Origin of the sequence: Pseudomonas sp. AN-1 (assembly GCF_034057115.1) — a bacterium.
In the GTDB taxonomy this organism is placed as follows: domain Bacteria; phylum Pseudomonadota; class Gammaproteobacteria; order Pseudomonadales; family Pseudomonadaceae; genus Geopseudomonas.
This window is the reverse complement of sequence record NZ_CP139195.1, coordinates 3,815,830-3,838,951: the sequence shown is the minus strand read 5'-3', so window position 1 is coordinate 3,838,951 and position 23,122 is coordinate 3,815,830. Positions and strand designations below refer to the sequence as shown.

General features: G+C 70.4%; 18 protein-coding genes. 8 read left to right on the top strand and 10 right to left on the bottom strand.

The window, feature by feature from the left end; all coding sequences use genetic code 11:
• Positions 1-288 precede the first annotated feature (288 nt).
• The 6 genes from glnA to SK095_RS18055 all read left to right on the top strand — a co-directional run bounded on the left by glnA (position 289) and on the right by SK095_RS18055 (position 7,153).
• The gene (gene glnA, locus SK095_RS18080) at positions 289-1,695 is read left to right on the top strand and encodes a type I glutamate--ammonia ligase (RefSeq protein WP_320547058.1); all 1,407 of its coding nucleotides are present in this window, start codon (positions 289-291) and stop codon (positions 1,693-1,695) included.
• 171 nt (positions 1,696-1,866) lie between these two features.
• The gene (locus SK095_RS18075; RefSeq protein ID WP_201485000.1) at positions 1,867-2,412 is read left to right on the top strand and encodes a DUF4124 domain-containing protein; all 546 of its coding nucleotides are present in this window, start codon (positions 1,867-1,869) and stop codon (positions 2,410-2,412) included.
• Positions 2,413-2,416: 4 nt separating this feature from the next.
• Positions 2,417-3,031, top strand: coding sequence for a DUF4124 domain-containing protein (locus SK095_RS18070; protein WP_320547057.1), 615 nt, complete (start codon positions 2,417-2,419; stop codon positions 3,029-3,031).
• Between the two features lie 293 nt (positions 3,032-3,324).
• Positions 3,325-4,410 carry a nitrogen regulation protein NR(II) gene (gene glnL / locus SK095_RS18065; protein ID WP_320547056.1) on the top strand — a complete coding sequence of 362 codons (1,086 nt, stop codon included), beginning with the start codon at positions 3,325-3,327 and terminating at the stop codon, positions 4,408-4,410.
• Positions 4,407-5,837: a nitrogen regulation protein NR(I) gene (gene ntrC / locus SK095_RS18060; protein ID WP_201484998.1), complete on the top strand. Its 1,431-nt coding sequence runs from the start codon at positions 4,407-4,409 to the stop codon at positions 5,835-5,837. Before glnL ends, ntrC begins: the two co-directional genes overlap by 4 nt.
• A 113-nt stretch (positions 5,838-5,950) precedes the next feature.
• Entirely contained in the window at positions 5,951-7,153 is a 1,203-nt protein-coding gene (locus SK095_RS18055) for an ISL3 family transposase (protein WP_320546462.1), read from the top strand.
• A 115-nt stretch (positions 7,154-7,268) separates the two neighbouring features.
• On the opposite strand, the gene SK095_RS18050 is transcribed toward SK095_RS18055, so the two are convergent.
• The 3 genes from SK095_RS18050 to hpaC (SK095_RS18040) form a co-directional block, all read right to left on the bottom strand.
• A complete protein-coding gene (locus SK095_RS18050) occupies positions 7,269-8,528 on the bottom strand; it encodes an MFS transporter (RefSeq protein WP_320547055.1) in 1,260 nt (419 codons plus the stop codon).
• A gap of 166 nt (positions 8,529-8,694) precedes the next feature.
• Positions 8,695-9,204, bottom strand: coding sequence for a 4-hydroxyphenylacetate 3-monooxygenase, reductase component (gene hpaC, locus SK095_RS18045; RefSeq protein WP_320547054.1), 510 nt, complete (start codon positions 9,202-9,204; stop codon positions 8,695-8,697).
• Positions 9,205-9,345: 141 nt separating this feature from the next.
• The gene (gene hpaC, locus SK095_RS18040) at positions 9,346-9,855 is read right to left on the bottom strand and encodes a 4-hydroxyphenylacetate 3-monooxygenase, reductase component (RefSeq protein WP_201484995.1); all 510 of its coding nucleotides are present in this window, start codon (positions 9,853-9,855) and stop codon (positions 9,346-9,348) included.
• Positions 9,856-10,345: 490 nt separating this feature from the next.
• Here hpaC (SK095_RS18040) and tyrS point away from each other — a divergent pair, with 490 nt between their 5' ends.
• Entirely contained in the window at positions 10,346-11,584 is a 1,239-nt protein-coding gene (tyrS, locus tag SK095_RS18035) for a tyrosine--tRNA ligase (RefSeq protein WP_320547053.1), read from the top strand.
• Between the two features lie 93 nt (positions 11,585-11,677).
• Here tyrS and SK095_RS18030 read toward each other — a convergent pair whose 3' ends face one another.
• The gene (locus SK095_RS18030) at positions 11,678-12,205 is read right to left on the bottom strand and encodes a hypothetical protein (protein WP_320547052.1); all 528 of its coding nucleotides are present in this window, start codon (positions 12,203-12,205) and stop codon (positions 11,678-11,680) included.
• Positions 12,206-12,446: 241 nt separating this feature from the next.
• Positions 12,447-13,946, bottom strand: coding sequence for an aldehyde dehydrogenase family protein (locus SK095_RS18025; RefSeq protein WP_136491175.1), 1,500 nt, complete (start codon positions 13,944-13,946; stop codon positions 12,447-12,449).
• A gap of 316 nt (positions 13,947-14,262) precedes the next feature.
• Here SK095_RS18025 and SK095_RS18020 point away from each other — a divergent pair, with 316 nt between their 5' ends.
• The gene (locus SK095_RS18020) at positions 14,263-15,324 is read left to right on the top strand and encodes an extracellular solute-binding protein (protein WP_320547051.1); all 1,062 of its coding nucleotides are present in this window, start codon (positions 14,263-14,265) and stop codon (positions 15,322-15,324) included.
• A gap of 15 nt (positions 15,325-15,339) precedes the next feature.
• Here SK095_RS18020 and SK095_RS18015 read toward each other — a convergent pair whose 3' ends face one another.
• The 5 genes from SK095_RS18015 to SK095_RS17995 all read right to left on the bottom strand — a co-directional run bounded on the left by SK095_RS18015 (position 15,340) and on the right by SK095_RS17995 (position 23,092).
• Positions 15,340-16,032 carry an SDR family oxidoreductase gene (locus SK095_RS18015; RefSeq protein ID WP_320547050.1) on the bottom strand — a complete coding sequence of 231 codons (693 nt, stop codon included), beginning with the start codon at positions 16,030-16,032 and terminating at the stop codon, positions 15,340-15,342.
• Positions 16,033-16,143: 111 nt separating this feature from the next.
• Positions 16,144-17,490: a hypothetical protein gene (locus tag SK095_RS18010; protein ID WP_320547049.1), complete on the bottom strand. Its 1,347-nt coding sequence runs from the start codon at positions 17,488-17,490 to the stop codon at positions 16,144-16,146.
• Positions 17,491-17,620: 130 nt separating this feature from the next.
• Positions 17,621-19,936 carry a cytochrome c3 family protein gene (locus tag SK095_RS18005; RefSeq protein ID WP_320547048.1) on the bottom strand — a complete coding sequence of 772 codons (2,316 nt, stop codon included), beginning with the start codon at positions 19,934-19,936 and terminating at the stop codon, positions 17,621-17,623.
• Positions 19,937-19,997: 61 nt separating this feature from the next.
• Positions 19,998-21,683, bottom strand: a complete 1,686-nt coding sequence (locus tag SK095_RS18000) for an arylsulfatase (protein WP_320547047.1) — start codon at positions 21,681-21,683, stop codon at positions 19,998-20,000.
• An 80-nt stretch (positions 21,684-21,763) separates the two neighbouring features.
• A complete protein-coding gene (locus SK095_RS17995; RefSeq protein WP_320547046.1) occupies positions 21,764-23,092 on the bottom strand; it encodes a hypothetical protein in 1,329 nt (442 codons plus the stop codon).
• Positions 23,093-23,122 lie beyond the last annotated feature (30 nt).

Sequence of the window (23,122 nt, the reverse complement as noted above, 5' to 3'; positions counted from 1 at the left end):
GGCGCGGATTATAGCGGAAATTGCTCAAGCTTTGAGCAGAAATCCGCGCGACGGCAAATTGCACCAAAATGAATCAGTGCAACACTTGAAAGCACCCCCGTGGTGCACGATCCTAGCGCGCATCGCGGGCGACGCCCGGAAAAGCCGCATTTTCCGCGGCTCATGCCCATTTCCGAGCACTGGCACGCTCCTTGCTTTTGAAATCCGGACATTTTCCGGCGGGCCGAGGCCCGATGAAAAACGAATCTCGGGCGCCCCACCGCCCGTGTGTACCCCCTGGAGGACAGCATGTCGAAGGCGCTGCAACTGATTCAAGAACACAACGCGAAGTGGATCGATCTCCGTTTCACCGACCCGAAAGGCCGCCAGCACCACATCACCATGCCGGCGCGTGACGCCGACGAAGACTTCTTCGACGTGGGCAAGATGTTCGACGGCTCCTCCATCGAAGGCTGGAAGGGCATCGAAGCCTCCGACATGATCCTGCTGCCGGACGACAGCACCGCGGTGATGGACCCGTTCACTGAAGAGCCGACCCTGATCCTGGTCTGCGACGTGATCGAGCCGTCCACCATGCAGGGCTACGAGCGCGACCCGCGCGCCATCGCCAAGCGCGCCGAGGAATACCTGAAGACCACCGGTATCGGTGACACCGTGTTCGCCGGTCCGGAGCCGGAATTCTTCATCTTCGACTCCGTGAAGTACAAGTCGGACATGTCCGGCTCCATGTTCAAGATCTTCTCCGAGCAGGCTGCCTGGAGCAGCGACGCCGACATGAACGGCGGCCAGGGCAACAACGGCCACCGCATCGCGGTCAAGGGCGGCTACCTGCCGACCCCGCCGGCCGATCCGGATCACGAGATCCGTACCGCCATGTGCAACGCCCTGGAAGAGATGGGCCAGATCGTCGAGGTGCACCACCACGAAGTGGCCGGCGCCCAGAACGAGATCGGTGTGAAGTTCAACACCCTGGTCGCCAAGGCCGACGAAGTGCAGACCCTGAAGTACTGCGTGCAGAACGTCGCCGCCGCCTACGGCAAGACCGTGACCTTCATGCCCAAGCCCCTGTACGGCGACAACGGCTCGGGCATGCACGTGCACATGTCCATCGCCAAAGACGGCAAGAACACCTTCGCCGGCGAAGGCTATGCCGGCCTGTCCGATACCGCCCTGTACTTCATCGGCGGCATCATCAAGCACGGCAAGGCGCTGAACGCCCTGACCAACCCGTCGACCAACTCCTACAAGCGTCTGGTCCCGGGCTTCGAGGCTCCGGTGATGCTGGCCTACTCGGCCCGCAACCGCTCCGCCTCCATCCGCATCCCGTACGTCGCCAGCCCGAAGGGCCGCCGCATCGAGGCGCGCTTCCCGGATCCGTCGGCCAACCCGTACCTGGCCTTCGCCGCCCTGCTGATGGCCGGCCTGGACGGCATCCAGAACAAGATCCACCCGGGCGATGCCGCCGACAAGAACCTCTACGACCTGCCGCCGGAAGAAGCCGCCAACATCCCGCAGGTGTGCGGCAGCCTGAAGGAGGCCCTGGAGGCCCTGGAAGCCGACCACGAGTTCCTGCTCAAGGGCGGCGTGTTCACCAAGGACTTCCTGGACTCCTTCATCGAGCTGAAGTCCGCCGAGGAAATCAAGGTGCGCACCTTCGTGCACCCGCTGGAGTACGACCTGTACTACAGCTGCTGATCGCTGATCGGTGATGTCGCAAAGGCCTCCTTCGGGAGGCCTTTGTGCTTTTCCTGTCGGCAAGCGCAGCGGATTGCGCCGCCCCGCACAGCCCGGGACGACGACGCTTGCCAGTGCCTCGCAGCGGTGCAAGGCTTGCTGCACCGCCATCCTCTTCGCAAGGATCCGCCCATGCGCCCGCTCTGCGCCTGCCTGCTGCTCGCCCTGGCCCTGCCGGCCAGCGCCGAGATCTACCGCTACATCGACGACCGCGGCAATCCGGTCTACACCAACCAGCCGCCCGAGGGCGTGGCCAGCGAGAGCGTGCAGCTCGGCCCGACCAACACCGTGGCCGCCCCCGCACCGGCCACACCGGCCGCCGCGCCCGCCGCCGCTCAGGCCGCGAGCTACCGCCGCGTGGAAATCACCGGAGTGCCCGACCAGGACGCCACCCTGCGCGCCAATGCTGGCACCTTCAGCGTCGGCGTCAGCCTGGAGCCGGGCCTGCAGGACGGCGACCTGCTGCAGCTACTGCTGGATGGCCAGCCGGTGAGCCCCCCCGGCCGGCAGACCCAGTTCCACTTCGAGAGCCTCGACCGCGGCAGCCACAGCCTGCAGGCGGAGATCCTGCGCGACGGCGAGCCGCTGCAGCGCAGCGCCAGCGTGACCTTCACCGTGCAGCGCGTGCATATCGGCAGCCCGGCCCTGCCCCGCCCGCAACCGAAGCCACAGAACTGACCCAATGCGCGCCCTGCTCTGCCTCCTGCTGCTGACCAGCCTGCCGGCCTTCGCCGGCGTGTACACCTACCTCGACGCCGACGGCAATCGGGTGTTCACCGACAAGCCGCGCAGCGCCAACGCCCAGCGCGTCGAGCTGGCGCCGGCCAACAGCGCCAGCCTGCCGGCGCCGCCGCCCGCCGCGCCGCCGGCGCTGCCCGCCGCCCTGCTGCCGGCCTACCAGCTGCTGCGCATCACCCTGCCCGAGCCGGACGCCACCATCCGCGACAACGACGGCAACCTGCTGGTCACTCTGGAGAGCGACCCCGGCCTGCTCGCGGGACACCGCTACCGCCTGCTGCTCGACGGCCGGGTGCACGGCGCGCCGGCGCGCAGCCCGGTGTTCACCCTCGACAACCTCGACCGCGGCACCCACCAGCTGGCCGCCGAGATCGTCGACGCCGAGGGGCGCATCGTCGAGCGCACGCCCAGCCAGCCGTTCCACCTCAGGCGCACCACCCTGGCCGACAAGCGCCGGGTCAACCCCTGCCAGAAGGGCGACTATGGCGTGCGCCCGGAATGCCCGCTGGCCGACAAGCCGGCCGAGCCGCGCCGCTTCCTCGGCGTGCCCCTCCCCTGAGCACGCGCGCACCACTTTGGTGCGCGCAATGCTCCCGCGACCTATACTGAGCCACGAATCACGCCCGGCTCGCCGCCTGCGGCGCCCCGCAGGCGGCCGCTGCGCACCCTGCCGGTGCCCGCCCCTGGCGGGGCGCAGGCCCTGTGCCACGGGCTCTGCGCCATCCGCGCGCCATCGGCGCAGCCCGCGCGGCCATGCACAAAAAGGCGGCAGACGGCTGCCCGGAGCTGCACCCTCATGTCGCTGGCGCACTTCTTGCAAATACGCTGCACCCACAGGAGCGCATGCTAGCCATGGCCTACGACTCACTGCAGCGCCTGCTGCTCGACAACCTGACCACCGCGGTGATCCTGCTCAACGCCGAGCTGCGCCTGGAGTACATGAACCCGGCCGCCGAGATGCTGCTGGGTGTCAGCGGCCAGCGCAGCCAGGGGCTGTTCATCAGCGAGCTGTGCAACGAGAGTCCCGACGGCCTGCCGGCCCTGCGCCAGGCGGTGGCCAGCGGCCACCCGTTCACCAAGCGCGAGGCGCAGCTGATCACCGCCGCCGGCCAGCAGCTGGCGGTGGACTACGCGGCCACGCCGATCCCCGGCCTGAGCAGCTTCCTGCTGCTGCTCGAGCTGCACCCGCGCGACCGCCTGCTGCGCATCACCAAGGAGGAGGCACAGCTGGCCAAGCAGGAGACCACCCGCCTGCTGGTGCGCGGCCTGGCCCACGAGATCAAGAACCCGCTGGGCGGCATCCGCGGCGCCGCGCAGCTGCTGGCCCGCGAGCTGCCGGACGCCGGCCTCAGGGACTACACCGACGTGATCATCGCCGAGGCCGACCGCCTGCGGAACCTGGTGGACCGCATGCTCGGCTCCAACAAGCTGCCGCAGCTGGCACCGACCAACATCCACGAGGTGCTGGAGCGGGTATGCAGCCTGGTCAAGGCCGAGACCCAGGGCAAGCTGAGCCTGGAGCGCGACTACGACCCGAGCATCCCCGAGCTGCTCGCCGACCGCGAGCAGCTGATCCAGGCGGTGCTCAACGTGGTGCGCAACGCCATGCAGGCGATCGCCGGGCAGAAGCAGCCGCACCCGCCGGGACGCATCCTGCTGCGCACCCGCACCCTGCGCCAGTTCACCATCGGCCACCAGCGCCATCGCCTGGTGTGCCGCATCGAGGTGATCGACAACGGCCCGGGCATCGACCCGGCGCTGCAGGACACCCTCTTCTATCCCATGGTCAGCGGGCGTGCCGACGGCACCGGCCTCGGCCTGGCCATCGCGCAGAACATCCTCAACCAGCACCAGGGCCTGATCGAGTGCGAAAGCCAGCCCGGGCGCACGGTCTTCGCGCTGTTTCTGCCGCTTGAACAAGGAGCACCAACCCCATGAACCGACCGGATACCGTCTGGATCGTCGACGACGACCGCTCGATCCGCTGGGTGCTGGAAAAGGCCCTGCAGCAGGCCGGCCTGCCCAGCCAGAGCTTCGACAGCGCCGACAGCCTGCTCAACCGCCTGGGCCTCGAGCAGCCCAGCGTGATCGTCTCCGACATCCGCATGCCGGGCGCCAGCGGCCTCGACCTGCTGGCGCGCATCCGCGAGCTGTACCCGCGCCTGCCGGTGATCATCATGACCGCCCACTCCGACCTGGAGAGCGCGGTGGCCTCCTACCAGGGCGGCGCCTTCGAGTACCTGCCCAAGCCGTTCGACGTCGACGAGGCGGTGTCGCTGGTCAAGCGCGCCACCCTGCACGCCCGCGAGCAGCAGGCGCTGGCCACCCCCGACGAGCAGGCCGCCACGCCGGAGATCATCGGCGAAGCGGCGGCGATGCAGGAGGTGTTCCGCGCCATCGGCCGGCTGAGCCACTCCAACATCACCGTGCTGATCAACGGCGAGTCGGGCACCGGCAAGGAGCTGGTGGCGCACGCCCTGCACCGCCACAGCCCGCGCGCCAACGCGCCGTTCATTGCCCTGAACATGGCGGCGATCCCCAAGGACCTGATGGAATCCGAGCTGTTCGGCCACGAGAAGGGCGCCTTCACCGGCGCCGCCGCGCAGCGCCGCGGCCGCTTCGAGCAGGCCGACGGCGGCACCCTGTTCCTCGACGAGATCGGCGACATGCCGGCCGACACCCAGACCCGCCTGCTGCGCGTGCTGGCCGACGGCGAGTTCTACCGGGTCGGCGGCCACACCCCGGTCAAGGTCAACGTGCGCATCATCGCCGCCACCCACCAGAACCTCGAGAACCTGGTGCGCGCCGGCAAGTTCCGCGAGGACCTGTTCCACCGCCTCAACGTGATCCGCATCCACATCCCGCGCCTGGCCGACCGCCGCGAGGACATCCCGGCGCTGGCCCGCCACTTCCTCGCCCGCGCCGCCCAGGAGCTGGCGGTCGAACCCAAGCTGCTCAAGCCGCAGACCGAGGAATACCTGCAGAACCTGCCCTGGCCGGGCAACGTGCGCCAGCTGGAGAACACCTGCCGCTGGATCACGGTGATGGCCTCCGGGCGCGAGGTGCACATCGACGACCTGCCGCCGGAGCTGCTGCAGCAGCCGCAGGAGGCTCCGGCCGGCGGCAACTGGGAGCAGGCGCTGCGCCTGTGGGCCGAACAGGCGCTGACCCGCGGCCAGACCGACCTACTCGGCAGCGCCCTGCCGGCCTTCGAGCGGGTGATGATCGAGAGCGCCCTCAAGCACACCGCCGGCCGCCGCCGCGACGCCGCCCAGCTGCTCGGCTGGGGGCGCAACACCCTGACCCGCAAGATCAAGGAACTGAACATGGCGGTGGAAGGCAGCGACGAGGACGAGAGCCTCTAGCCAGGCAAAAAAAGGGTTCTTCGCGGGATCGTGGGGAAGAGCGGATTGACAGACAGGGAAGCAGGTAAATTGGCAGTCGCCAAACACACCAACGCCTGCCCCCTGCTGTCACCGTGCATCCTATTGATCTTGCTGCTTTCTGGCCAGGCTACGACGTTGTAGCCTGCAGCCATTCCGTCGAAAAAAACCTCACGCTGACCCTCGAACCCCGAGCGGCCGACCTTCCACGCTGTGGTCGCTGTCAGCAGCCCAGCCCCCTGATCCATGACCGACGCATTCGCCTCGTTCGCGACCGGGATCTGTTCGATCAGCGCGTCCAGTTGCGACTCCCCATACGCCGAGTGGACTGCCTGACGTGTGGGCGAGTTACCGAGCACATTTCCTGGTTGGCCCCGGCCTCGCGGCTGACCCGCCGGCTGTGTTCCTGGGTCGAAACCCTGCTGCGGTTCATGCCCATCAGCCATGTCAGCCAGCTCACCGGGCTGCACTGGCACACCATCAAGACGCTGGACAAGCGGCGTCTCCAGGCCGCATTCGGCACCTTCGAGCCGGGCGATGTGCGCCGTCTGGTGATGGACGAGTTCGCCCTGCACAAAGGCCATCGTTACGCGACGGTGATCATGGATGCCGAGCGTACCCGCGTTCTGTGGGTTGGCCTGGGTAACAGCCGCAAGGCCATACGCCCGTTCTTCGAGCAACTCGGTGAGCGCTGCCAGCAGATCGAGGCTGTGGCGATGGACATGAATACGGCCTTCGACCTGGAAGTGAAACAGCACTGCCCTCAGGCCGAGGTTGTGTACGACTTGTTCCATGTGGTCGCCCGCTACGGACGTGACGTGATCGACCGCATCCGGGTAGACCAGGCCAATGCCCTGCGCCATGACAAGCCCGCTCGCCAAGTGGTCAAGCAGAGCCGTTGGCTGCTGCTGCGCAACCGGGAGAACCTGAAGGAGGATCATGCCGTTCGACTGCAGGAGTTGTTGGCAGCCAACCAGCCACTGGCCACGGTCTATGTGCTCAAGGATGCGTTGAAGGAGGTCTGGTACGCACCCAGCGTGCGGGAGGGCTGGCGGCGCTGGCGAACCTGGCTGAGGCATGTCCGGGAGAGCGGCTTGGCGCCGCTACAACGCTTTGCCCGCAACCTCCAGCGCTATGCCCGGGGCATCCTCGCCAGTGCACGATTCCACATGCACACCAGCCTGCTGGAGGGGGTGAACAACCGGATCAAGGTGATCAAGCGCATGGCCTATGGCTTCAGGGACGCCGATTACTTCTTCCTGAAAATCAAGGCCGCCTTCCCCGGGAAAATGCGATGAACCAAAAAAGCCCCGGCGGGCGCAAGGCCCAGCCGGGGCGAAGATTGGCAGGAAGAGCGGGCGGGGCAACCGCACCTGTCTCCTGCGCCGACACGGGAAGCACCCCCCGATCCGATCAGCGCGCGGCCTGCTCCTGCAGGTCGTCGCGCACCTGTTCACGCAGCACCCGGCGCTGCGCCAGCAGCCAGACGCAGAACACCAGCAGTACCACCCCTTCCAGCGCCAGGGTCAGCGGCGCGCCGATGCGCGCGGCCAGCAGGCCGGCGAGCAGGCCGCCGATGGCGTCGAAGCCGAAGCGGATGGAGGTGAAGAAGGACACCACGCGGCCGCGCAACTGCTCCGGCGCCAGGCTCTGCAGCAGCATGTTGATGCCGACGTTGCCCACCGAGATGGCGAAGCCGAGCACCGCCATGGCCAGCAGCGCCAGCGGTACCAGGTGGCTGGCGGCGAAGGCCAGCAGGGCCAGGCCGCTGAGCACCGCGCCGACCAGCACGATGCGCACCAGGCCCGGCAGCGCCTGGCGGGTGGCGAGGAACAGGGTGGAGAGGAAGGCGCCGCAGCCGGCAGCACCCCACAGCCAGCCGAGGGTCTGCGCGTCGCCGGCGAAGATGTCGCGGGCGAACACCGGCAGCAGCACCGCGTAGCTGGAGGCGGTGAGGTTGACCATCGCCAGGCTGAGGATCAGCAGGCGGATCGGCTGGTTGCCCCACACGTAGGCCAGGCCCTCGCGGAACACCGCGCCGGTCGAGCCCTTGGCGCGCGGCGGCGCATCGATGCGGATCAGCAGCAGGCCGGCCAGCAGGGCGAGGAACGACAGGGCGTTGAGGGCGAAGCACATCGCCTCGCTGGTCAGCGCCAGCAGCAGGCCGGCCAGCGGCGGGCCGATGAAGCGGCCGATGTTGAACAGCATGGCGTTGAGCGCCAGGGCGTTGGGCAGGTCGTCGCGGCTGCCGACGAAGCTGCCGATCAGCGCCTGACGCAGCGGCGTGTCGAAGGCGTTGAGCACGCCGAGCAGCAGCGACATGGCGACGATCAGCGCCGGGCCGATCCACTCCAGCGCGGTGAGCGCGGCGAGCGCCAGCGCCTGCAGGCCGAGCAGGGCCTGCACCAGGATCAGCAGGCGGCGCTTGTCGTGGCGGTCGGTCCAGGCGCCGGCCAGAGGACCGACGATCAGTTGCGGCAGCAGCGCGGCGAAGGTAGTGACGCCGAGCAGCGCCACCGAGCCGGTGAGGCGGTAGATCAGCCAGGACAGGGCGACCTGCTGGATCCAGCTGCCGAGGATCGACACGGCCTGACCGGCGAAATACAGGCGGAAGTTGGGGTGTTGCAGCGCGCGAACGGCGGCAGGCCAGGAACGCTCGGCGGACGAAGTCATGGCGCCTCCTGCGGCTACGGGGCCACGTCTGGCAGCATCGGGGGGAATTAAAACGCCGCCGCCCCTGAAAGAGGGGAACACCGCAAGGTGCCGGGGCGGCAGCAGATGTTTAACATCTTAACGTTTACCGCTGGAGGATGCCAGCCCCGCCGGGCGGCAATCGCTCTCAGGCCACCTGGTCGCGGCTGACCACGCGGAAGGCGCGGCTGAAGTACACCAGGCTGTCGCCCTCCTCGCGCACGCGGATGTCGTCCAGTTCGACCAGCAGCACCGAGTGGGTGCCGATCTCCTGGGCCTCGGCGATGCGCCCCTGCAGGTTGGCCAGCGCGCCTTCCAGCACCGGCAGGCCGCCCTCGCCCGCCTGCCAGGCGTCGCGGGCGAAGCGCTCGTCCATCGCCACGCCGGTCATCCCGGCGAAGTGGCGGGCGGCCTCTTCCTGCGCGGCGGACAGCACGTTGACGCACAGCCGGCCGTTGGCCTTGAACACCGCGTTCATCTCGCTGTTGCGGTTGATGCAGACCATCAGGGTCGGCGGCGTGTCGGTCACCGAGCACACCGCGGTGGCGGTGATGCCGCAGCGGCCGGCCGCGCCGTCGGTGGTGATGATGTTCACCGCGGCACTCATGTGCGCCATGGCGTTGCGGAAGGCGAGCTGCCTGGGGTCGAGCTGGGACATGGACGAACAATTCCGGTGCAGGGCAAGGCCGCGCAGACTGCCGCTAGCGCGCGCATCAGGCAACCCCCAAACGCATGAGCCCGGGCCACAAACGAAAAGGCCCCGCCATCCGGCAGGGCCTTTTCAGGAGCGGGCAGCCGCTTACGCGGCGCGCTCGACGCGGCGGAAGGCGCGGCTGAAATACACCAGGCTGTCGCCCTCCTCGCGCACATGGATGTCGTCCAGCTCGACCAGCAGCACCGAGTGGGTGCCGATCTCCTGGGTCTCGACGATGCGCCCCTGCAGGTTGGCCAGCGCGCCTTCCAGCACCGGCAGGCCCTGGCTGCCGGTGGTCCACGGGTCGAGGGCGAAGCGCTCCTCCATGGCCACTCCGGTCATCCCGGCGAAGTGCTTGGCGGCCTCTTCCTGCTCGCCGGACAGCACGTTGACGCACAGGCGGCCGTTGGCCTTGAACACCGCGTTCATCGCGCTGTTGCGGTTGACGCAGACCATCACGGTCGGCGGCGTGTCGGTCACCGAGCACACCGCGGTGGCGGTGATGCCGCAGCGGCCGGCCTCGCCGTCGGTGGTGATGATGTTCACCGCGGCGCTCATGTGCGCCATGGCGTTGCGGAAGGCGAGCTGATTCGGGTCGAGCTGCGGCTTGGACATGTTCGGTACTCCTGGCGCAAGGTGGATGGCCGGGGCTGATTCCGGCCCGCGGCATCGCGTGGGGATGCCGTCGAGTGCTTGGCTGCCGTGCGTCGGCAGATGACGATGAGCGAATCATGAACATCGAAACGAAACAGCAGAATACCTTTTCCGCACTTTGCCTTGTACTTTTCGTCGCCCCGGGGCGCCAGCAACGCACGGCACAGCGGCTTCAGGGCGCGCATCGCCCGCCTGCGGCCGGGGGAAACTGGACTTTTCCCCAACTCGCCGCCCGGCCTTTCCCCGGCGGCGGGGCTTGCCCTGCCCCGCCGCCGGCGTGCTAGAGTGGCGACCATGAACCTGTTAACCATTTCCCGCGTCCGCTATTACGCCTATTACCGCACCTCACCGAGGCGGTAGGCGCGTGCGCGCATCCGATCCGCCTGAGGCGGACCGGATCGTTTCTCCACAGTCTCCTCAGGCGTTTCGCCATCCCCCCAAGGAGACTGCAATGCCCCCGATCGACACCGACCTGCTCGCCCTGCTCGAAGAGCGCGGCTTCGTCAACCAGAGCACCGACGCCGACGGCCTGCGCGCCGCCCTCGCACGCGGCCCACTGACCGCCTACCTGGGCTTCGACGCCACTGCCGACAGCCTGCACGTCGGCCACCTGCAGGGCCTGATGCTGATGCGCTGGCTGCAGCACGCCGGCCACCGGCCGCTGCTCTTGATCGGCGGCGCCACCACGCGCATCGGCGACCCGAGCTTCCGCGACAGCAGCCGCCCCATGCTGGACGAGGCGACCATCGCCGCCAACATGCGCGGCATCGAAAGCGCCTTCCAGCGCTACCTGCATCTGGGCGACGGCGCCGCGGATGCCCGGGTGGTGAACAACGCCGACTGGCTGGACGGCCTCGGCTACCTGGAATTCCTCAACCGCGTCGGCCGCCACTTCAGCGTCAACCGCCTGCTGACCTTCGATGCGGTGCGCAGCCGCCTGGAGCACTCGCTGTCGTTCCAGGAGTTCGGCTACACCCTGCTGCAGGCCTTCGACTTCACCGAACTGGCGCGCCGCCACGGCTGCACCCTGCAGATCGGCGGCGCCGACCAGTGGGCCAACATCATCAACGGCGTCGAGCTGTCGCGCCGCCAGGACGGCGCGCAGCTGTACGGCCTGACCATGCCGCTGCTCACCACCAGCGACGGGCGCAAGATGGGCAAGTCCGCGCAGGGCGCGGTGTGGCTGAACGCCGAGCGGCTGGCGCCGTTCGACTTCTGGCAGTTCTGGCGCAACTGCGACGACCGCGACGTCGGCCGCTACCTCGCCCTGTTCAGCGAACTGCCGATGGCCGAGGTGCGCCGCCTCGGCGCGCTGCAGGGCGCAGAGCTCAACGAGGCGAAGATCGTGCTGGCCAACGAGGCCACCCGCCTGGCCCACGGCGCGCGCGCGGCCGAGGCGGCGGCCTTGGCCGCGCGCGGGGTGTTCGACGGCGCCAGCGCCGCCGAGGGCCTGCCGACCCTGCAGGTCGCGCGCGAGCGCCTGGCCGCCGGGGTCAGCCTGGCCGAGCTGGCGGTGGAAGCGGGCCTCGCCCCCTCGCGCAGCGCCGCCCGGCGCCTGGCCGCCGGCGGCGGCCTGCGCCTGGACGGCGTGGCGGTGAGCGACGCCGACCAGCCGCTGGCCGGCGACGGCAACGAGTGGCGCCTGTCGGCCGGGCGCAAGCAGCACGTGCGCATCGCCGTGGGCGAGTGACCACAGGTGCGCGCGGCGCACCCTACCCCGCGTAGTGCATTGGCGCCCCTGCCCCGAGTAGGGTGCGCCATGCGCAGCGTCCGGCGGGAGCGCTCACTCTCGCGCCACGAACCCCTCCAGCGCTTCGGCCGCGACCTCGAAGCGCTGCGCGGCGGCGTGGGCCAGCGCGTCGGCCTGCACGCGCTCCTGCTCGATCATGTAGCGCAGGAAGGCGGCGTCCCCGGCATCCGCCGGCGGCGCGACCGCGCGTAGCCCGGCCAGGTACTTGCCGGTGCCCTCGGCCAGCATGACCAGGAAGCGCTCGGGAAAAAGCCGGGCGAACAGGATCGAGCCCCGCGCCTTGAGCGTGATCCACCAGCCGCCACCGCTCAGGCCGTGGCGCGCGGCGACCGGCGCATAGCGCGGCGCGTTGTACCGCTCGAGGGCGACGTAGGCCGCCCAGAAGCGACCCTGCGGCGTGCCGCGGTGGTGCCCGGCCAGCGCGCCGACCACCTGGCCGGCCAGGGCGCGGTTGTCCAGCTCGCGGGCCAGCGCTTCGCGGAAGGCGTCGTCGGCCGCCTGACTGCCCAGGCTGGCCAGGGCCAGGCCCAGGGCGGCGAACAGGGTCGGGATTCTGCGCATGGGTACTCCTTTTCCGGGCGCGCCCGCCTGGGCAGGCGCGCGGACATAAAAAAGCCCGCCACACCGCTGCCGGGGTGTGGCGGGCAACTCTCGCTCAAGTCGAGAACCTCAAACGACCGACCGTCCATGGTCGCGCGGCGTCACGCCGGCTGCTCGCTGCCAAGCTCGAAACCGCACAGCCGGCGCCGTGCCGCGCCTACCACTCCAAGAACGCAGCGGAGCGGCCGCTCCGCCCGGAATTTCAGTAGGCGATGCACACCGACTTGGTCTCGGTGAACGCCTCCACCGCGCCGCGGCCGAACTCGCGGCCGATGCCCGACTGCTTGTAGCCGCCGAACGGCATGTTGGGATCGAGCACCACGTGGGAGTTGACCCACACGGTGCCCGCCTCGATGCGCGGGATCAGGTCCATGGCCTGGGTCAGATCGTTGGTCCACAGGCTGGCGGCCAGGCCGTACTGGCTGTCGTTGACCAGCTGCAGGGCCTCTTCGACGCTGTCGTAGGCGAGCACCGAGAGCACCGGGCCGAAGATCTCCTCGCGCGCCGCGGCCATGCCGTGGTCGACCCCGGCCAGCACGGTCGGCTCGACGAAGAAGCCGGGCAGCGCGGGCGCCGCGCCGCCGGTGACCACCCGCGCGCCCTGGGCGCGGGCTTTGTCCAGGTGGCCGAGCACGCTGGCCTGCTGCTTGCGCGACACCAGCGGGTTGATCTGCGCGTTCGGGTCCATGCCGGCGCCGATGCTCATGCCCTTCACCGCCGCGCCGAGGGCCTCGACGTAGGCGTCGTGGCGCGAGCGGTGCACGTAGATGCGCGAGGCCGCCGCGCACACCTGGCCCTGGTTGAGCAGGCCGCCCAGCAGCGCGCCGCCCACCGCCTTGTCGAGGTCGGCGTCGGGCAGCAGCAGCATCGGGTTCTTGCCGCCCAGTTCGAGGGAGAAGCGCGTCATGTTCTGCAGCGCGCTGGCGCCGATCTGCTTGCCCACCGCGGTGGAGCCGGTGAACGACACCTTGCTCACCTTGGGGTGGGCGACCAGTGCGGCGCCGGCGCTGGCGCCGCGGCCGACCAGCACGTTGAGCACGCCGGCCGGGATGCCCGCCTCGATGGCCAGCTCGGCCAGGCGCAGGGCGGTCAGCGGCGTCTCGTCGGCCGGCTTGATGACGATGGTGCAGCCAGCCGCCAGCGCCGGGACGATCTTCCAGATGGCGATCATCAGCGGGAAGTTCCACGGCACGATGCCGGCCACCACGCCCACCGGCTCGCGGCGGGTGCTGGCGTTGTAGCGGGTGCCCGGTGGCACCGCGATCGACACGTCGAGGGTCTGGCCTTCCAGCTTGGTCGCCCAGCCGGCCATGTAGCGCATGTACTCGACCGAGGCGCCGACCTCGATGGCGCGGGCGATGTGGATCGACTTGCCCTGGTTGAGGGTTTCCAGCTGCGCCAGCTCCTCGGCGTGGGCCTCGACCACCTCGGCGAAGCGCAGCAGGATGCGCTCGCGGTCGGCCGGGCGCAGGCCGCTCCACACCCCGGAACGGAAGGCGCGGTGGGCGCTGGCCACGGCCTGCTCGACCTGCGCCTCGCCGCCCATCAGCAGCTGGCTGAGCGGCGCGCCGGTGGCCGGGTTGAACACCTCGACGACCTCGCCGGCATGCTCGGCGACGGGCGCACCGTCGATGAAGGAAGTGTGCCGGCGGTTGAGGAAGGCGGTCACCTGGGCGAGCGGTTCGAGGGCGGCGCTGGACATGGCTGTAACTCCGGGCTGATCGGGGAATCCGCGTCCTGCTCCGCCCGGGCGCCGATGGCGCTCCGGAGTCCTGGCAGGACGCCGCAGGGCGGTGGCGACGCGAGGCGCGCCACGGCCCAAAAGCATGCATCGATGATAGTCGGCAGGCCGCAGGCTGCCTTGCCCATGCCTGCCAGCTTGTTGACCGTGCATGCCGGCCTGCAACGCCGGCCGCGCAAACCGGCACGCACAGGCAAGCATCCGGCATCCGCGAGCAAGACCCGCGGCCAGGCTTGCGCCACTAATGGCCGCCCATCATCTGCCCCCGGAGGGATCCATGAAGGCTCTGCCGCTGCTGCTGTCGCTCGCCCTGACCACCTGCGCCGCCCAGGCGGAGGAGGTGCTGCGCGTCTCCAACTGGCCCGACTACATAGCCCCCGCGGTGCTCGCCGATTTCCAGCGCGAGACCGGCGTGCGCGTCGACTATCACGAGCACGCCAGCGCCGACGAGCTGGACGCCGCCCTGCGCCGCGGCGAGCGCTACGACGTGGTGGTGCCGTCGCACTTCCAGCTCGCCGCGCTGATCCGCGAGCAGCGCCTGACGCCGCTGGACCCGCAGCAGCTGCCGCAGCTCGCCGGCGTCGACCCCGACCTGCAGGCCATGCTGTCCGCCATCCAGGCCGCCAACCGCTACGCCGTGCCCTACCAGTGGGGCGTGCTCGGCCTGGCGCTCAACCGCGCGCAGGCCGAGGCGGCGCTGGGCGGTCCCGCCGCGCCGAGCTGGGGGCTGCTGTTCGATGCGCAGCAGAGTGCGCGCCTGGCCGGCTGCGGCATCGGCCTGCAGGACGCGCCGGAGGAGACCTTCTCGGTGCTGTTCACCTACCAGGGACGCAGCCTGGCGCGCAGCGGCCCGCGCCGGGTCGGCCGCGCCGGCGAACAGCTGCTGGAGCTGCGCCGCCAGGCGCGGGTGCTCGACAACACCCGCCACACCAAGGCGCTGCAGGCCGGCGAGCTGTGCCTGACCAGCGCGTGGAGCGGCCAGGCCCTGGCCGCGGCGGCGCAGAGCGCACAGCCGCTGCAGTTCGTGATTCCGGCCGAGGGCGCGCCGCTGACCATCGAGAGCCTGGCGATCCCCAGCAACGCCGCGCGCCCCGACCTCGCCTACCGCTTCATCGACTACCTGCTGCGCCCGGAAAACGCGGTGCGCAACTCGCAGGCCACCTGGTTCTACAGCAGCCTGAAGCCGACGCTCCCCGAGCTGCAGGCGCTGGCCAAGCAGCAGCCGCAACTGCTGCCGGAGCCGGGCAGCCGTCGCCAGCTGTACATCGCCGAGAGCCCCTCGCCGCAGCTCAAGGCCGAGCTGGACCGCCGCTGGCAGGCGCTGCGCCAGGCGCAGTAGAGCCCGCCTGAGCTGCTACCAGGGCAGGGTCTCGCCCTGGTGGTCGACGAAGCGGCAGTCGCGCGTGCCGGCGGCCGCCTCGACCACCGCCACCAGCCCGGCCACGCTCTCCTCCACCGTCAGCGGCGCCGCGGCGCCGCCCATGTCGGTCTGCACCCAGCCGGGGTGCAGCGCCAGCAGGGCGAAGTCGCGCGCATCGCCCAGCTGCGCGGCCCAGCTGAGCAGCAGGCTGTTGAGCGCCGCCTTGCTCGCCGCGTACAGCGGCATGTCGGCGCCGGGGCTGAGCTGCAGGCTGGCCATCACCGAGCTGGTCGCCGCCAGCACCGCATCCGGCTTGAGCCGCGGGCGCAGGGCGCGCGCCAGGCGCAGCGGGGCGACGGCGTTGCTGACGAACAGCTGGCCGATCTCGGCCTCGCTGGCGGTGGCGACGTCCTGCGCCGCCGGGCCGTAGACGCCGGCGTTGAGCAGCACGCGGTCCAGGCGCGCGTCGCCGAGGGCGGCGAGGATCAGGCTGCCGGCCTGCGGGTCGTTGAGGTCGCAGGCGATGGTCTGCAGCCGCGCGCCGAACTGGCCGGCCAGCTCGTTCAGCCCCGCCGAGGCGGCCGGATCACGCGCCACCGCGAACACCCGCGCGCCGCCGTGCAGCCAGGCGCGCACCAGACCCAGGCCGATGCCCCGCGAGGCGCCGGCAATCAGTACGTCGAGCATGTGGATCTCCCGCAGTGAAAGCGGCAGAGGGTAGCACCACACCGGGCCCGAAAAGAAAAAGGCCGGCCCGCCCGTTGCCGCGGGTCGGGCCGGCCGGAGGGTGACAGGGGATCAGAAGAAGGTGACGAACATCAGCTGGCTGTACAGGTTGGTGTCGTCGCCGCCGAGCTGGGTGCCGCCCTCGGCGGCGCTGCGCTCGGGCTGGTAGAAGCCGACCACCGGACTGATCATCAGGTGGTCGTTGACCATCCACTCGGCGTACAGGTCCAGCTCGCGGCCGCCCAGGCTGCCGAGATCGGTGTCGAGGGTGTCGAAGTCGAAGTACAGCGCGCCGACGGTGACGTTCTCCAGCGGCGCGGCCTTGAGGCCGACGTGGTGGACGCGGGTGTTGCTGTTGAACGGGCCGGCGTAGTTGGCCGCCACCTCACCCTGGAACCAGGTGCCGTAGCCGCGGTTGAAACCGTAGAACAGCGGGTCGAAGGTCTCCGAGAAGCGGCTGTAGCGGTAGGTGGCGGTCGGCGACCACGGCAGGCCGGCGAAGGTCCAGCTGCCTTCCAGGTACCAGGCGTTCTCGGTGCCGCTGTCCTTGTCCTGGCTGGCGTACTCGAAGGCCAGGTTGAGGTGCTCCACGCCCAGCCCGCCCGCGCCGCGCAGGCTGACGGTGTCCATGCCGTCGCGCTCGAGCTGCGCCGGGCTGGCGTAGCGCTCGTTGACGTCCAGGCCGCGGATCCAGGTCAGGCCCAGGGTGCCCGGTGCGCCGACGTGCTCGAGGGTGGCGATGGCCAGCTCGGTCTCGGCCTGGGCGCGGTTGTCGGACTTCAGCCACATCAGGTCTCCGCGCAGGCCCTGCTCGCCGCCCAGGCGCAGCACCGCGGTCTGGTCGAAGGCCTTGCGCGCGGCGATGTAGTAGGCGCCGCCACGGTCGTAGTCGGCACCGAGGTCGACGTCGCCGAAGTTCAGCGAGTCGCCGTTGATCAGGAAGCCGTCGCCGACCACCACCTTCTGCCGGCCACCGGAAATGTCCACGCCGTTCTCGCCGAGCGCCGGGAACAGGTCGCCCGAGCGCCAGCCGAGGTAGGCGTCCTCGATGTCGGTCATGCGCTCGCTGCCCAGGCTGAAGCCGGCGGCGTCGCCGTCGCCCCAGGTGCCGGAGCTGACCAGGTTGAGCGCGCCGTACAGGCTGCCGGCGCCGCCGAGGGCCTGGCTGCCGCTCAGGCCGTACTTGACGTAGCCCTCGCGCCAGCTCGAGCTGCCGGCACTGCGGTTGCCGAAGCCCAGCTCGTAGCTTTCCTCGCTGTGCATCAGGCCGAACACCGCCTCGAGGTCGGCGTTGAGCACGCTGCCATCCTGGTTGTACAGCTCGTAGGCGCTGGCCGGGACGGCGGCCAGGGCGGCGAAGGCGCTCGCCAGCGCCAGGGCGAGCGGCGCGCGGCGCGATCCGTGTCGGGTGGAAATCATCGGGGGCAGACTCCGTTGTTCTTCTGGGTCGGTGCCGGCTACGGGCGGCCGGCGTCGGTGACATTAATCCCATGCCCGCCGACCGGCGGTCTTGTGCCTGACTGCCAAGCGATTGCCCCTGACTGCCAACTCATGGCGCCGCCTGCCGCGACTCGAGCAGGATGCGCTGGTGCAGGCGCCGGTAGGCGGCCTCCTGCGGCTGCAGGCGCAGCAGCCGCTCGCTGTAGCCGAGCGCCAGCGGATAGCGCCCGGCGCGGTAGTTGAGATGGGCCAGCGCGTAGAGCAGGTCGCGATCCTCGCCGGCCAGGTCGAGACCGCGCAGCAGCGCGGCATTGGCCTCGTCGATGCGTCCCAGCCGGCCGAGCAGCAGGCCGAGGTTGTAGTGGACGCGCGCCCGCTGCGGCGCGGCCTCGGCGGCGCGGCGCAGCCAGTCGGCCGCCTCCGCGCCCTGGCCGCGCTGCGCCAGCAGCAGGCCGAGGGCGTAGGCCTGGTCGGCCAGGGCGTCGCCTTGCGGCTCCAGGGCCAGACCGGCGCGCAGCAGCGGATCGGCCTCCGCCAGGCGCTGCTGACCGGCCAGCAGCTGCGCCAGGTTGAGCCGCGCCGGGGCGAGGCGGGCATCCTGGCGCAGGGCCATGCGGTAGTCGGCTTCGGCCTCGGCCGGCCGCCCGAGACGCTCGCGCAGCACGGCCAGGTTGAGGCGCGCGCCGGGCAGGTCGGCATTGGCCGCCAGGCGCCGCTCCAGGTCGGCGAGCCGGGCGTCGAGGCGCGCATGCACGTCATCGGCCAGCGGGACAGCGCGCAGGTCGGCAAGGGCGCGGGCGGCCTGGTCGCGCACCGCCAGGCTGGGGTCGTCGAGCAGCGGCGCCAGACGTGCCAGGCGCTGCTCGGCCGGCAGGCTCTCCAGGCCGCGCAGCGCGAGCATGCGCACCTGGGCATCGGCGTCGCCCAGCGCGCGCTGCAGGCTGTCGACCAGCGGCGCGCCGTAGCCGGCGGCCAGCTCGGCGGCGCTGGCGCGGACGATGGCCGGGCGGGTGCGGTCCTCGATCAGCCGGGCCAGCTCGCCGGTCACCTGCGGGTCGTGGCGGCGCGCGGCGGCGAGCACCGTGCCGTAATGCGGCGGGCGCTTGGGCTGGCCGAACTTCGCCTCGATCACCTGCGCCGCCCAGGCCGGGTCACGCTCCTGGTGGCAGGCCGTGCAGGCATCCGGCGCAGCGCTGCTGGCGGCCAGATCGGGTCGCGGGATGCGGAAGCTGTGGTCGCGGCGGGCGTCCACCACCATGTAGTTGCGCGCCGGGGCGTGGCAGTTGACGCACTGCGCGCCGGGACTGCCGGCCGGGTGGAAGTGGTGGGACGGATCGTCGTAGCGCTTCTTCTGCAGGCTGGGGAAGCGCGGGTTGCCCTGCGGGTTGTGGCAGCCGGCGCACAGCGCGTTGCCCTCGGCACGCAGGGTGGCGGAGTGCGGCTCGTGGCAGTCGCGGCAGGTCACGCCCATGGCGAACATCCTGCTCTGCACGAAGGAGCCGTACTCGAACACCTCGTCGAGGATCTGCCCGTCGGCATGGTAGAGGCCGGCGGACAGCGTGGTCGGGCGCATGGCGTCGAGCAGCGGCCGCCCCGGTGCGCTGCCGACCCCCAGGCTCTCGCGCCGGCTATGGCAGCGCGCGCACTGCTCCACCTCGTAGCCGTGGCCGCCGCCGCGGAAGTCGACCGCCAGACCCATGTCGGCGGCCTTGAGCCCGGCCGCCGGCTGCGCGCCGCGCCGCTCGGCCCAGACGACATGTTGCTCGCCCGGCCCGTGGCAGCTCTGGCAGCCCACCGCCATCTCGCTCCAGGTGGTGCGGAAGCTGTCGGCGGCGGGGTCGTAGCCCTTCTTCAGATTGCCGGAGTGGCAGTCGGCGCACATGGCGTTCCAGTTCTGGTAGCGCCCGGTCCAGTGCAGGGCGTCGTCGGGGCTGAAGCGCTGGCCGGGGTACAGGGAGAACCAGCGCTGCCCGCCGGCCTCGCGCGGGCGGCTGTCCCAGGCCACGGTGAGGCTCTGCAGGCGACCGCCAGGACGTTCGATCAGGTACTGCTGCAGCGGAGCGAAACCGAAGGTGTAGGCGATGGGGAAGTCGGCGCGCTGGCCGTCCTCGCCCTCGGCATTGACGAAGAAGCGCTCGCCGCGGCGGAAGAAGCGCATGCTCACCCCGGCCTCGTCGCGGTATTCGGCGTCGGCGAAGTCGCCGAGCACGTTGCCGGCCGTGGCCGCGCGCAGCGACCAGCTGTGGTGCGAGCCGGCCCAGGCCTTGGCCGCCTCGGCATGGCAGGCGCTGCAGCGCGCCTGCTCGACGTAGCCGTCGGCCAGCTGCGGCTGTGGCGCGGCCAGCGTCAGCAGCGGCAACAGCAGCAACAGCAGGCCGAGCCACTGTTCCCGCCAGCCGGGTCTCGGGTTAGTCCGCGCGAGCATCGCTCCTCTCTCTTGTTCTTCAGCCGAGCGGGCCGGCAACGCCCCGCTCGGCTGGCCGCCCTCAGTAACCGCTGACCTGGTCGGGCAGGATCACGTTGTTGTCGCGGGCGTACTGTGCCCACAGCTGCTGCAGCTCGGCCACCTTTTCCGGGTGCTTGCCGCTCAGGTCGTGGCGCTCGGCCAGGTCGCTGCGCAGATCGAACAGCTGCCAGTCGCCGCTGCCCCAGGGCTTGGGCATGTGCACCAGTTTCCAGTCGCCCTGGCGGACGAAACGCTTGCCGAACAGTTCGCCGCCGTGCACCCGCTCGGCGACCTTCTCGCCCTTGAGCAGCGGCAGGATCGACACCCCCGACATCGGCTCGACCGCGCGCCCCTGGTAGCGGTTGCCCGGATGCCTGACGCCGGCCAGCTCCAGCAGGGTCGGCGCGAAGTCCTTGACGGTGACCAGCTCGCGCACGACCTGCCCGCTACGGGTCACGCCGGGGATGCGCAGGATGCCGGCGGTGCGGGTGCCGCCCTCGGTGGCGAAGCCCTTGTGCAGGCTGAGCGCCGGGGCGGACACCCGCGCCCAGTTGGGGCCGTACAGGGTGTAGGAACCGGGACGGCCCATCTGCGCGTAGCTGAAGTCGTGGGTCTCGTCGACCACCTTGCGGATCTGCGGGAACAGCTCGGCCGGCCAGGTCTCATCGAGGTCGTGGCCTTCCGCACCGTTGTCGGAGATGAACACCACGATGGTGTTGTCGTACAGGCCGTTCTTCTTCAGGTAGTCGAAGACCCGCCCGGTATGCGCGTCCATCTGGTCGATCATCGCCGCGTAGACCTCCATCGCCCGCGCCTCGACCTTCTTCTGCTCCGGCGTCAGGCTGTCCCACGCCTGTCCCTTGGGCGGCCGCGCCGCGCCTTCGGCATCGGCGGGGATCAGGCCCAGCTCCTTCTGCTTCTGCAGGCGCTGGGCGAACAGGGCGTCGTAGCCGGCGTCGTAGCGCCCGCGATACTTGGCGATCGCCTCGTCCGGCGCCGCCAGCGGCCAGTGCGGCGCGGTGAAGCTGAGCATGCCGAAGAACGGCTTGCCGCTGTCCTTGTCGGCGGCGATGTAGTCGATGATCTTGTCGGCGTAGAACTGCGACGAGTACTCGAAGTTATCCGGCAGCCTGTCGAGCATCTTGCCGTCTTCGGCATAGGGCGCCTTGGCGTCCGGAGTCGGCGCGTAGGCGGGACGCATGTCCGGCCAGTGGCTGGCCCCGCCGCTGAGCAGGGTGAAGGAGCGCTCGAAGCCGCGGTCGTCGGGGCCGGTGTCCTCGCTCTTGCCGAGGTGCCACTTGCCGGCCAGGTAGGTGTTGTAGCCGGCGTCCCTGAGCAGCGAGGCGACGGTGACCACCCGCTCGTTGAGGTGCCCCTCGTAGCCCGGCTTGCCCTCCTGGTTGGGCGCCAGTTCCTCGGCCATGTTGCCGAGCCCGGCCAGGTGCGGATCGACGCCGGTGAGCAGCGCGGCGCGGGTCGGCGAGCAGGCCGGCGCGGCCTGGAAGTTGCTCATGCGCACGCCCGAGGCGGCCAGGGAGTCGAGGTTGGGGGTGTCGATCTCGCCGCCGAAGCTGCCCAGGTCGGCCTGGCCCATGTCGTCGGCGACGATCAGCAGGATGTTGGGGCGGGCGGGATCGGTGGAAGCGGCCTGCGCGGGCAGGCTGAGCGAAAGCACGGGAATGGCGAGCGCTACGGCCAGCGCGAGGGCGGACAGTGGTTTGCGCATCTTGGCGTCTCCTGCGAATGGGAAGAGCACTGTGGATGTGGGGGCGGCAGGCCGCCGGCGGTTCTGCCGGCGGCGCGGGCTCAGAAGCCGAAGGACACGACCAGCTGGCTGTACAGGTTGAGGTCGTCGCTGCCCTGCTGCGAGCCGCCCTCGGCGTCGCTCTTCTCCGGCTGGTACAGGCCGACCAGCGGGCTGATGGTGAAGTGGCCGACGGTCCAGTCCAGGTAGAGGTCCAGCTCCTTGCCGCGCAGGTCGCCCTGGCTGCGGTCGAGGGTGTCGAAGTCGAAGTACAGCAGGCCCATGGCCACGTCGGGGCGCGGGGTCAGGCCCAGGCTGAGCATGTGGATGCCGGCGTTGCGCTGGAACGGACCGGCGTAGTTGCCGGCCACCTCGCCCTGGAACCAGGTGCCGTAGCCGCGACTGAAGCCGCTGAACAGCGGGTCGTAGCCTTCCGAGTAGCGCGTGTAGCGGTAGCCGACGCGCGGCTGCCAGGCGACATCGGAGAAGGTCCAGCCGCCCTCGAGGTACCAGGCGCTCTCGTCGCCCAGCTTCTTGTCCTGGCGGGCGTACTCGCCGGACAGGAACAGGTCCTTGACCCCGGCGTTGCCCTGGCCGCGCAGGCTGACCACCTCCAGGCCGTCGCGCTGGGCGCTGAACGGGTTGGCCAGCTTGTCGTCGACGTCCAGGCCCTTGACGTAGGTGAGGCCCAGGGTGCCGGCCTCGGCGACGTGCTCGAGCACCGCCACGCCCAGTTCCGGCTTGGCCTTCACCTCGTTGTCCGACTGGATCCAGATCAGGTCGCCGCGCCAGCCCTGCTTGCCGCCCAGGCGCAGCCAGGCAGTCTGATCGAAGGCGTTGCGCGCGGTCAGGTAGTAGGCGCCGCCGCGATCGCGGCTGCCATCGCCGAAGTTCTTGCCGACGCTCAGGCCGTCGCCGTTGATGATGAAGCCGTCGCCGACCTTGACCTTCTGGCTGCCGGCGGAGAAGTCGATGCCGTCCTTGCCGAGCGCCGGGAACAGCTCGCCCGAGCGCCAGCCGGCGTAGGCCTTGTCCACCGCGGTGCGCCGCTCGCTGCCGTCGGTGTAGCCGGCGGCGTCGCCCTGCCCCCAGGTGGCGTTGCTCACCACGTTGAACTCGCCGTACAGCGAGGAGTCGGCGGCGCCGGCGAAGCGCTGCTCGCCGCCCAGGCCGTAGCGCAGGAAGCCCTCCTGCCAGCTAACCGAACCCGGCGCGATGGGCCCGCCCTGGTTGTAGCTCTCGTCGCTGTGGAACACGCCGAAAGCGCCCTGGACGTTGAGATTGACGGTCAGGCCGTCGGCGGAGTGCAGTTCGTAGGCCGACGCGCCGGCCGACGCCATGGCGATCGCCGCGGCCAGTAGCGAGCCGTGCAGGCCCTTGCCCATGATCATGCTTACCTCTGTTCTTGTTGTTGAAATGCC

Coding starts and splice junctions, on each gene's coding strand:
- hpaC (WP_320547054.1), bottom strand. CDS start 9,204: ATGTCCCAGCTCGACCCCAGGCAGCTCGCCTTCCGCAACGCCATGGCG.
- SK095_RS18005 (WP_320547048.1), bottom strand. CDS start 19,936: ATGCTCGCGCGGACTAACCCGAGACCCGGCTGGCGGGAACAGTGGCTC.
- SK095_RS18000 (WP_320547047.1), bottom strand. CDS start 21,683: ATGCGCAAACCACTGTCCGCCCTCGCGCTGGCCGTAGCGCTCGCCATT.
- glnA (WP_320547058.1), top strand. CDS start 289: ATGTCGAAGGCGCTGCAACTGATTCAAGAACACAACGCGAAGTGGATC.
- SK095_RS18010 (WP_320547049.1), bottom strand. CDS start 17,490: ATGATTTCCACCCGACACGGATCGCGCCGCGCGCCGCTCGCCCTGGCG.
- SK095_RS17995 (WP_320547046.1), bottom strand. CDS start 23,092: ATGATCATGGGCAAGGGCCTGCACGGCTCGCTACTGGCCGCGGCGATC.
- SK095_RS18015 (WP_320547050.1), bottom strand. CDS start 16,032: ATGCTCGACGTACTGATTGCCGGCGCCTCGCGGGGCATCGGCCTGGGT.
- hpaC (WP_201484995.1), bottom strand. CDS start 9,855: ATGTCCAAGCCGCAGCTCGACCCGAATCAGCTCGCCTTCCGCAACGCC.
- SK095_RS18070 (WP_320547057.1), top strand. CDS start 2,417: ATGCGCGCCCTGCTCTGCCTCCTGCTGCTGACCAGCCTGCCGGCCTTC.
- SK095_RS18050 (WP_320547055.1), bottom strand. CDS start 8,528: ATGACTTCGTCCGCCGAGCGTTCCTGGCCTGCCGCCGTTCGCGCGCTG.
- ntrC (WP_201484998.1), top strand. CDS start 4,407: ATGAACCGACCGGATACCGTCTGGATCGTCGACGACGACCGCTCGATC.
- tyrS (WP_320547053.1), top strand. CDS start 10,346: ATGCCCCCGATCGACACCGACCTGCTCGCCCTGCTCGAAGAGCGCGGC.
- SK095_RS18030 (WP_320547052.1), bottom strand. CDS start 12,205: ATGCGCAGAATCCCGACCCTGTTCGCCGCCCTGGGCCTGGCCCTGGCC.
- SK095_RS18025 (WP_136491175.1), bottom strand. CDS start 13,946: ATGTCCAGCGCCGCCCTCGAACCGCTCGCCCAGGTGACCGCCTTCCTC.
- SK095_RS18020 (WP_320547051.1), top strand. CDS start 14,263: ATGAAGGCTCTGCCGCTGCTGCTGTCGCTCGCCCTGACCACCTGCGCC.
- glnL (WP_320547056.1), top strand. CDS start 3,325: ATGGCCTACGACTCACTGCAGCGCCTGCTGCTCGACAACCTGACCACC.
- SK095_RS18075 (WP_201485000.1), top strand. CDS start 1,867: ATGCGCCCGCTCTGCGCCTGCCTGCTGCTCGCCCTGGCCCTGCCGGCC.